General features: G+C 67.6%; 8 protein-coding genes and 1 pseudogene. 1 reads left to right on the forward strand and 8 read right to left on the reverse strand.

Translation table 11 applies throughout. The annotated features are described in order from the left end of the window. The 5 genes from B4M62_RS12535 to murA form a co-directional block, all read right to left on the reverse strand. A partial coding sequence (locus B4M62_RS12535; protein WP_290713439.1) for an iron-containing alcohol dehydrogenase occupies positions 1–1002 on the reverse strand: 1002 nt, incomplete at its 3' end. A 38-nt stretch (positions 1003–1040) separates the two neighbouring features. Beyond that, a complete protein-coding gene (madC, locus tag B4M62_RS12540; RefSeq protein ID WP_290713442.1) occupies positions 1041–2573 on the reverse strand; it encodes a MadC family VWA domain-containing protein in 1533 nt (510 codons plus the stop codon). 10 nt (positions 2574–2583) lie between these two features. Beyond that, a complete protein-coding gene (locus B4M62_RS12545; protein ID WP_290713445.1) occupies positions 2584–3657 on the reverse strand; it encodes a MadB family AAA-type ATPase in 1074 nt (357 codons plus the stop codon). A 93-nt stretch (positions 3658–3750) separates the two neighbouring features. Continuing rightward, positions 3751–5022 carry an NDMA-dependent methanol dehydrogenase gene (gene mdo, locus B4M62_RS12550; RefSeq protein WP_290713448.1) on the reverse strand — a complete coding sequence of 424 codons (1272 nt, stop codon included), beginning with the start codon at positions 5020–5022 and terminating at the stop codon, positions 3751–3753. 159 nt (positions 5023–5181) lie between these two features. Beyond that, positions 5182–6438, reverse strand: coding sequence for a UDP-N-acetylglucosamine 1-carboxyvinyltransferase (gene murA, locus B4M62_RS12555; protein ID WP_290713451.1), 1257 nt, complete (start codon positions 6436–6438; stop codon positions 5182–5184). Between the two features lie 29 nt (positions 6439–6467). On the opposite strand from murA, the gene B4M62_RS12560 reads away from it, so the two are divergent. Then, positions 6468–7058 (forward strand): cob(I)yrinic acid a,c-diamide adenosyltransferase, encoded by a 591-nt coding sequence (locus B4M62_RS12560; RefSeq protein ID WP_290713454.1) that lies wholly within the window; start codon positions 6468–6470, stop codon positions 7056–7058. 25 nt (positions 7059–7083) lie between these two features. Here B4M62_RS12560 and B4M62_RS12565 read toward each other — a convergent pair whose 3' ends face one another. The 3 genes and pseudogenes from B4M62_RS12565 to B4M62_RS12575 form a co-directional block, all read right to left on the reverse strand. Beyond that, entirely contained in the window at positions 7084–7536 is a 453-nt protein-coding gene (locus tag B4M62_RS12565; RefSeq protein ID WP_290713457.1) for a DUF2550 domain-containing protein, read from the reverse strand. Between the two features lie 73 nt (positions 7537–7609). Next, on the reverse strand, positions 7610–7990 hold the full coding sequence (locus B4M62_RS12570; protein WP_290713460.1) for a F0F1 ATP synthase subunit epsilon: 381 nt from the start codon (positions 7988–7990) through the stop codon (positions 7610–7612). A gap of 9 nt (positions 7991–7999) precedes the next feature. Continuing rightward, positions 8000–8288: pseudogene (locus B4M62_RS12575) on the reverse strand (F0F1 ATP synthase subunit beta); the annotation flags it as partial.

The raw sequence follows: 8288 nt of genomic DNA on the forward strand, positions 1-8288 counted from the left end.
GGGGGGGAGCCGATCGGCCACGACCCGCGCGCCTCCCGTCGTCGACACGCCGATCGCGTCGGCAAGGTCGACGAAATCGTCCGCGCACACCTGCGCGTTATAGCGGATCACGCACGGGAGCAGCACCGAGTTGATCGCCCCATGCGGAGCGTCGCAGTAGCCGCCGACCGGATGGCTCATCGCATGGGCGGCGCCGAGGATGGCGTTGGTGAAGGCCATCCCCGCGCGCAACGCCGCCAGCGACATCTCCGCCCCGGCGTCGGCGTCGTGCGGGTCTTCGACCAGCCGCTCCAAATTGGTCCAGACCCCGACGAGGGCGTCGACCGCGAGCGCATCGGTGAGCCGGCCCCGCGCCAGCGAGACGAACGCCTCGACGCAATGCGTGAGCGCATCCATCCCGGCCTGTGCGATCACCGCGGCCGGCGCCGTGGTGACCAGCCGGGGATCGATCACCGCGATGTTGGGCACCAGGTTGCGCCCGATGATCGTGATCTTCGTGCGACTCGCCGTGTCGTTGAGAATGCAGAACTGGGACACATCGGCCCCGCTACCCGCCGTCGAGGGCACCGCGACGAGCGGCGGCAATGACCGGGACGCCTTGTCGATCCCCGTGTATTCGAGGATGTTGCCGCTGTTGGAGGCCAGGATCGCTATCCCCTTCGCGGCGTCGATCACCGACCCGCCGCCCACCGCCACGAGTCCATCCGCATGATGTTCCCCATAAGCGGCCCGGCCCGCCTCGACCTCGGTCGCCCGCGGGTTGGGGGTCACGCCGAGGAAGACCTCCGGCGACAAGCCGCGCCGACGCAGATCAGACACGACGCGGTCCAGCCACGGCGTCTGTGCGAGGCAGTGGTCGGAGACCAGTAGCGGTCTGCTGATTCCGAGCGCGGCGACCGCATTGGCGACCTCGTCGAGCGCCCCCGGACCGAAGACGATCTGCGGCGTGTGAAACTTCACCACGCGGCCCAAGCCGCGTCCACGTGCGGACTCGACACCCATCTGATCGAAACCTCCTGCCCAGCGCCCGAATGCGGCCATCAGCGGAGCGCGGCGCCGAGTTCGTCGCACCGCTGCAGGACCTCACCGCCGTCGCGCGCACTCACCACCGCCGAGCAATGCTCAGCGTAGTCGCCGAGCGCACACCCCGTCTGCGACCAGTAGCGTTTGGGCTCCGGTGTCAGCCAGGCGACCCGGAAGGTGCGGCGGGCAAGCTCGGCGAACAGATCGACGCGCGGATCGAAGGCGTTGCTCCGCGCATCCCCGACTACGAGCACGCTGGTGCGGGTGGTGATCAGGTCGCCGTGCTCGTCGAGCAGTTCGTGCCACATCCGGCCGTAGTCGCTGGTGGCCGACAGGTCCAGACCGTCGGCCGCGAGCACCGCGGCCAGCGCGCCGTCGGGTGAGGCGGTGCGCAGCGCGGCCGTGACCTGTACCGGGCGGTCCACAAAGGCGATCACCTCACAGCGGTCCCCGAACCGGTGCAGGGTCTGGGCGAGCCGGAGGATGAAGCCGGTCACCGGCCGAACCGAGATCGAGACGTCGACCAGCACCAGCAGCCGTACCGGACCGGGCCGGCGCTTGCGCCGCCACAGTTCCAGCGGCACCCCGTCGGTGGCGACGGCGGCGCGCATGGTGCGGCGGAAGTCCAGCCGACCGCCGGCCGCGAGCCTGCTCACCCGCCGCGGTGCGCCGCGCATCCGCTGCACCAACCGGTGACAGGCCCGATCGATATCGGCCTGATCGCGATGGATGTGTGTCGACGGATCATCGTCGGTGCCGACGATCGACGCTGCTGTCAGGCGATCGGTCAGCGCGTCGACAAACCGGGTCAAGGCGTCTGCCAACTCGGCAAGTGCCACTTCGTCAAGCCCGGCGGCGCCATCGACGCTATAAGCCTGCCTGCCGTCGGTGGCATCCAGGGCGCGGAGTAATGCGGCAGCATCGGCCAGCCGCAGCGTCGAGCCCGAAACTCGAGTCCCTGCTGACGTCAACTCGCCCACGTGGGACGCGTCGGCATGATCGATCTCCACCGTATAGGTCACCCCGCCCGACACCGTCGAGGAATCGGTATCGACGTGCAACTGCTCGGCCCCCGCCGACACCGAAAAGTCATTCTCCTCGCGATGCGCACTTTCCCCGACCCGCTCACGCGCATCCGGATCCTCGGCCATCAGGTCGCCAATTTCCACCGTGTGCTCGTCGGCGCCGATCATCCGGCCCGCGCCTTCAAAGTCCTCGTCCCACTCGAGTTCCTCGGGCAGTGCCGACAGCAGTCCGCGGACCCGCGGCAGGTCCGCCGGCCCCCCGGGGCCATGATGGCCGAGGAAGAAGAGCGCGAAGGCTTCGTCGAACGCGTCGCGCTCGTAGGAGTACTTCACGGTCACACTGCGCAACGCGTTCTGCAACTGGACCAGGTCGGCACCGCCGACGATGTCGAGCACCCGACGGATCTCGATCACCTCGGCCGGTGAGACGGCGACCGAGAGCGCCCGCAGCACCGACCCAAACGCCACAGCCAGCTGCGCCAGGATCTGCTCATTGCCCGCCGGGGCGGGGCGAGTGGCGCCCACCGGCGTCACCTCAGCCCCGAGCTGCGCTACGGGCCCGGCCAGCACCGAAGGCCCGCTCGGTGACCGTGCCACCCGGACTGCTGCCGTCGACTCCCACGGTGATCCGTTCACCGTCGACAGAGTCGGCGCCCAGGGCTCGGCGCACGTGTTCAAGGTCGGTACCGAACTTCACCAGCAGCGACATCAGCGCGGGATCTTGCCCGCCGATCAGGTCCGCCCGATGTTCACCGAGGCCGTCCTGGCCGCGTTGCTCCGCCAGTCGGGCCGCCGCACGTGCGGCGTCGATGACCTCGGCGATTGACGGACTCTTCCGCAACGGCAGCTCACGGAGTTGGCGCGCCAGGTCGACGACCTCGGCGATCACTGACTCTTCGATGTCGGGAGCGCGCACCGCAACGATGCGCCGCTCGCGCTCGGCGTCCGGATAGCCCACCTGGAAATGCAGGCACCTCCGCTTGAGCGCCGGGGACAATTCGCGGGTGTCGTTGGAGGTGAGGATGACCCAGGGCGCTGAACGCGCGGCGAAGGTGCCCAGCTCGGGAACAGTCACTTGCCGTTCGGCCAACACCTCAAGCATCACCGCCTCCATCGCCTCGTCCGTGCGGTCGATCTCATCGACCAGCAGCACGGTGGGCTGCTCAGACATGATCGCCGCGAGCAGCGGCCGCGGCACCAGGAAGTCTTCGGTATAGACGCCGACCTCCGTACGGGCCAATGCCGCCGACGCCGCCCCGAGGGTGTCATAGGCGGCCAGTTCGGCGCTGATCCGATCGCGCAGCATCTGAACGTGCAACAGTTGCCGCGCATAGTCCCACTCGTATAGGGCACGCGAGTCGTCGAGTCCCTCGTAGCACTGCAAACGAATCAGCTCACGCCCAGCCGCGGCCGCCAAGGCCTTGGCCAGTTCGGTCTTGCCGACGCCAGCGGGACCCTCCAGCAGCAGCGGACGTTCCAACAGGGTGGCCAGGTGCAACACCACCGCGAGGTCATCCGAGACCAGGTAGCCCTGGTCGGCCAGTGCTGCGGCAAGGTCAGCGGGGGTGGCGAAAGTCGATGCCGAAGTGGAAGCGGATGAGTCGGGCATTTCTGGTCCTCGAAACGGCAGGTGATGTGCGTGGCAGGTGGGCGAAGCGGCTGCCGGGCCCAGGAGGAGCGGGCCCGGCAGTCGCGCGCGGTGTCAGTAGCTGTCGACCATGGCGTGGCGAACCATCGGAATCATCGACTCGACGGTGCAGGTGCGCGGGTTGCCCGGCGTACACCAATCGCCCATCATGTGCTCGGAGATCGCCCTGATCTGCTCCTCCGAGGTGTCGACGCCCTCGCCCTTGCCGGCGTACTTGCCGGTGTTCATCTGGTTCTTCTCATAGCTGTTGACATTGAGCTGCCCGAAGTTGTCCGGGATGCCGACGTCCTTGGAGATGCGGATCGCCTCCTCGACCGCGGCATCGGCGGCCTGCACCGTGGACATGCCGGTGGTGTTCACGCCGAGCAGCGTGGCGATGTCGGCGAACCGCTCGTAGCGGGCGGGCAGGTTGTATTCCCAGACACGCGGGAGGGCAATCGCATTGTTCAGACCGTGGTGGCTGTCATAGAACGCGCTGAACGCGTGTGACAGCGAGTGGATCAGGCCGAGGCCGCCGGAGTTGAAGGCCTGCGCGGCGATGTATTGGGCATGCATCATCCCCGTGCGCGCCTCAAGGTTGTGCGGCTCGTAGACCGCGGTGCGCAGGTGGTCCCGGATCAGCTCGATCGCGTACTTCGCATTGCCCAGCGACGGCGCGAAATCCAGGCGCGACACGTAGGGCTCACTGCAGTGCGCGAGCACGTCGAAGCCGCAGAAGGCGGTGAAGTGCTCGGGGCACGAGTAGTACAGCAGCGGGTCATCCATCGCCAGGTCGACGAGGCAGGTGTCGTCGAAGGCCACCCATTTGTGGGGGTGCTCCATGTCGGACGTGTCGGTGATGACGTAGGCCCACGACGTCTCCGACCCGGTGCCGGCCGTCGTCGACACGGCGATGTGCCTCGGGTTCTCCTTGTTGGTGGCCTTGGAGAAGCCCTCGAACTCGTTGATGTTACGGCCGTCGTGGGCGATGACCATGCGCGCGCCCTTGGCGGCATCGTGGCTGGACCCGCCACCGACGGAGATGATGCCATCGCATTTCTCCGACTGGTACCGCGCAGCGGCATCCATACAGTTGTAGTCCTTGGGGTTGGACTCGACCTCGTCGAAGAGCACGACGTCGACACCCTGATACTCGATCTTGCCCTTGAGCTCGTCGATGATCCCCGAGCCGCGAAGACCGGTGGTCATCAACAGGACGCGCGACATCCCGAGATCCTTGGCCTCGACGCCGATCATGTCGTGCGCGCCGACGCCGAGCTTGGCCTTGGGGAAGGGGTGGAATTCTTTGATCGGGAAGTCCCAGATCTGGTTCATCTCGATGGCCATCGTGCAGTCTCCTTGGCTCGAACTCGGACGTGTGTTTTCGGACACATCCAGAGTGTTCGCACCAGCGCGGGACGACAAGGGGGCCTGACCGGTGGCGCACAGCATCAGCCCATCGGGCTAGGCGGCGCACCTGTCCAACCGGCTAGGTGGACCGCCCGGTCAACCGCTGACCCGCTCGATGGAACCACCAAGCGAGCGCAGCTGCGCCACGAAGTCCGGGTACCCGCGGTCGATGTGCTCGACGTCGTAAACCTCGGTCACCCCGTCGGCGACCAGTCCGGCCAGCACCAACCCGGCACCGGCCCGGATATCAGACGACCACACCGGTGCGCTGGACAGTTGTGCCACGCCGCGGATGACCGCGTGATGGCCATCGGTGCGGGCGTCGGCGCCGAGGCGAACCATTTCCTCGACAAACCTGAATCGCGCCTCGAAGACATTCTCGGTCACCACCGACATTCCGTCGGCGATCGTCGCCAGCCCGATGACCATCGGCTGCAGATCGGTCGGGAATCCCGGGTAGGGCAAGGTCGATACGTTGATCGCCACCGGTCGCGCCTCCTGCTGAACGCGGAAGCCATCGTCAAACCAATCGACCTTCGCACCGGCATCGGCGAGCTTGGTCAGCACCAGCGACAGGTGTTGCGGCGCGACACCCCGCACCGTGACGTCACCGCGTGTCATCGCCGCGGCAATCCCCCACGTCGCCCCAACGATCCGGTCGCCGACGACGCGATGGGTGGTCGGCTTCAGTTCCCGGACCCCGGTCACCGTGAGCGTCGACGTACCCGCTCCGTCGATCTGGGCACCCATCTGCGTGAGCATCTCGCACAGGTCGACGATCTCCGGCTCGCGCGCCGCGTTGTCGACCGTTGTCTCGCCGTCGGCGAGAACCGCGGCCATCAAGATATTCTCGGTCGCGCCGACCGAGGGGAACTCCAAGGCGATCGGCGCGCCGGTCAGCCGCTCCGCCGACGCGACAACGCAACCGTGCTCGATCGAACTGTGCGCCCCCATCGCACGCAGCCCGGCCTGGTGCATGTCGAGCGGCCGCGAGCCGATCGCATCCCCACCGGGCAACGCGACGACGGCCCGGCGGCAGCGCGCCATCAGCGGCCCGAGCACGCAGACCGAGGCCCGGAACTGCTTCACCGCGTCGAAATCGGCGTGGAAGCTGGGCTCAGCCGGCGACTCGATGGTCACCGTCGCGGCGTCCAGGGTCACCGTCGCGCCCAGGCCGCGCAGGACGTCCGCCATCAGCGGAACGTCGGCGATATCGGGAGCATTGGTCAGAACGGTCGTCCCCTCGGCCAGCAGTGCGGCCGCCATCAGCTTCAAAACACTGTTCTTGGCGCCGGTCACCTGGACCTCGCCGGACAGTCGGGCGCCGCCGGACACGAGAAAACGATCACTCACCCTCATAGCCTATCCACTACCGTGAAGGCATGGCCGTCCACCTCACCCGCATTTACACCCGCACCGGCGACGACGGGACCACCGGGCTCTCCGACTTCTCGCGAGTCGCCAAGAACGATCTGCGCGTCGTCGCCTACGCCGACTGCGATGAGGCGAACGCCGCCATCGGCATGGCACTGACCATGGGCAGTCTGCCAACTCCGGTGACCGAGGTCCTCGCGACGGTGCAGAACGACCTGTTCGACGCGGGGGCCGACCTCGCCACGCCGGTCGTTCCCAGCCCCAAGTACCCGCCATTGCGCATCGAACAGTCCTACATCGACGCGCTGGAGCAGTGGTGCGACGCCTTCGGTGAGAACCTGCCGGCCCTGGACTCGTTCATCCTGCCCGGCGGAACCGCCGGATCAGCGCTCCTGCACCAGGCGCGGACGATTACGCGTCGGGCCGAGCGCTCAGCCTGGGCGGCCATCGACGGCCACCCAGAAGACACATCGACACTTCCGGCGAAATACCTCAACCGGCTCTCGGATCTGCTGTTCATCCTGGCGCGGGTGGCCGCCGGCCCGGCCGGCGACGTCAAGTGGGTCCCCGGCGGCAACCGCACGCGCCCGAACCCGTAGCCGACGACAACGCCGAACTGCGCGTTCAGCGCTCCGCTCGCCGGGCGCGCTCCGGGGGCGCCGACTCCAGCCAGCTCTGAAACGCGGTGAGCGCGTCGCGCGTGAGCCCCAGTTCATAGCCACGGCCGCCGTCGTCCGCGCCCGGAGCGAGTTCGACGATGACCAACCCATCGAGGATCTCGCGTTCCGTGCCGCGTGGCTGACGCTGCCCGACGACCGAGATCGAGCTGCGGATCAGCCGCACCGTCGGGCCCCACCAGAAGGTCACCAGCCGGTAGTACACGAGGCTGTTCTCGCCGTAGTGGACCGACCCGTGGCGCCACCCGCGATCCTCCGGAGCTGGAATCGGCCGTAGCAATACGGGCGTCCCGGCCCGGCGGACCTCCAACAGGCGGTACAGCACGCCCACCGCGACAGCCAAGACCACCACGACGACGACCAGCACCAACCAGGCGATCACGGCCGCGCCGCCACCCACGCGGAATACCCGTCAAACACCAATCGCCCGGAAGGCGACGAACACCTTCGCGGGCGATTGGTGAGGATCACGACTACCTGGCTAGCGCGGCGGCCGCGGAGAGCCGGGATTTCGCGAGGTGATGGGCGGCGCTGCCCGGCTCGGCGGCATCGAGCGCCGCCGTCTCGGCGGCCACGTCGACCGTATGCGCCCACTCGGCACTCTCGGCGAGGATCGTCACGACATCAGCCGACACCGACAGGAACCCACCGGTCACAGCTGCGACCCGACGGCTACCGTCAGCCTCGGTGATGGCGATGTAGCCACCCTCGGTCAACTGGCCGAGGAGAGGCGCGTGACCGGCCAGCACACCGATCTCACCGTCGGTCGTCTGGGCGACGAGCATCGTCGCATCACCGGAGTACAGCCGTTCGTCGGCCGAGACGACCTCCACCCGGAAGCTCTTGTCCGCCATCTTCGACCGCTACTTCCCGGCGATCTTGGCTGCCGCGGCCTCGACATCGTCGAGTCCGCCACAGCTGTTGAACGCCTGCTCCGGCAGGTGGTCGAACTCACCCTTGCACACGCGGTCGAAGGCCTCGATGGTGTCCGACAGCGGCACGACCGATCCCTTCTGACCGGTGAACTTCTCGGCGACGAGGAAGTTCTGGCCCAAGAACTTCTGGATACGACGGGCGCGCTGGACGGTGACCTTGTCCTCTTCGGACAGCTCGTCCATACCCAGGATCGCGATGATGTCCTGCAGTTCCTTG

Origin of the sequence: Gordonia sp. UBA5067 (assembly GCF_002414845.1) — a bacterium.
Taxonomy (GTDB): Bacteria; Actinomycetota; Actinomycetes; order Mycobacteriales; family Mycobacteriaceae; genus Gordonia; species Gordonia defluvii.